The organism is Plesiomonas sp. (assembly GCF_051650925.1).
GTDB lineage: Bacteria > Pseudomonadota > Gammaproteobacteria > Enterobacterales > CAMTGL01 > Plesiomonas.
In genome coordinates this window covers 1-1,377 of sequence record NZ_JBOFRH010000120.1, presented here as the reverse complement: position 1 = coordinate 1,377, position 1,377 = coordinate 1, and the positions used below count along the sequence as shown (strand labels likewise).

The 1,377-nt window shown below is 49.7% G+C and carries 2 pseudogenes; both read right to left on the bottom strand.

Features of this window, described 5'->3' with window-relative positions:
- Positions 1-715, bottom strand: a pseudogene (locus tag ACRC27_RS02700) (phage receptor); the annotation flags it as partial.
- A pseudogene (nfrB, locus tag ACRC27_RS02695) lies at positions 715-1,377 on the bottom strand (glycosyl transferase family protein); the annotation flags it as partial. The pseudogenes nfrB and ACRC27_RS02700, both read right to left, overlap by 1 nt.

Below are 1,377 nucleotides of genomic sequence, written 5' to 3'. Positions count from 1 at the left end.
CACGGGTCAGTAGCAGGATCTGAAACCATTGCTCTGCTTGCGCCGCGGTGAGTTTGCCTTGCTGGCGCAACGCATTGAACTCAGGCTCTACATATTGCCATTGCTTGAGATAAATGGCGCGTTGCTGCAAGTCGGCTTGTAGTGTCAAGCCTGCGGGGCTATGAGCGAAGCGTGGGTCGTTTAATTGTGTGTCAGCGATATTGAGCGCGCCTAGATATAGCGCGGTGTGTCCGACTTCCGCGCGGCAGCGAAGCGTAGGCTGTTGATTACACTCAACAGCCATCATACGTAATTCGGCGCGTGTGGCATGTGTGTTGACGACAACGGGAATCGCATTCAGATCTTGGCGTAACACGAGGCTAGTAGGTGTTCGCTTAAGTTGTGATCGCAGTAATTGTATTGCTTGTTTATTGTACCCAAAATGGCGGTAGGCTTCGGCTAAGTACAGGGTTACTGGAATATTTGTCGGAACCTCACGGTGTACATGTTCAAACTGGGATATTGCTGTATGTGCATCATTGTTCTTCATCGCCAGCATAGCTTTTTGCAAGTGTGGATAGGCAATGAAGTAGTGGTATTCACTCATTCCCAGATTGGGTTTGGACAATTCGGCCTGATAACTATTGCCCCAAGTATCGGTAGCCTGAGCTATTCCGCTGAGCGAGGAGCAGCACAGCATTGCTGCTAACGCAGTATGTGCATAAGGAATAAACATTAGTCTACCTCCTGTTGCAATTGCTGTATTTGTTGATGACTTAGACCAACTTGCTGCAACAGCTGTATCATCGAGACCTGCAATTCATCTTGTAATTTCAGAGCTCGTGTCAGAGCTTGTGAGCTAATTACGCCTTCATTGACGAAAAACGCACCTAGCGGTTGCTCGCAGCGCTCATGGCGCAGTAGCAGAGCACTCATAGTAGCGGCATTGATGTGCCCGAGTGAGGTTAGAATTTCGGCAAACAAAATTTGCTGTGAAACGAAACGCTGCCAAAGTTGTGCGCTTTGTTCACGACTGAGCCAGCCTTGTTGTTCGGCTTTTGTCAGTAAGGCTCGTTCACTACAACGTTGATGGCGGGCATACCAGTGGCGTAAGCCCACCACCACTTGTCCACGTGGCACGATGACATAGCGAATTAGATGTTTCATTTTGCGACTGAGCGCAGCCAGCGAAACCGGATCGATGTGGTATTCGCTGGCTACCACTAACGTGTTGTGCTCTAGTCGTACGGGTAGAACGGCATAATGCAATGCTACGGATGCGGGCATTTTGGCAATCAAAAGTGGGTTAAGTAGCCAAGCATCGATGGACTCACTTTCAACACCACTTTGCTCGGCCAATGCGGCCGCCAGTTGGCGACACGTGATGATGCCTTGATG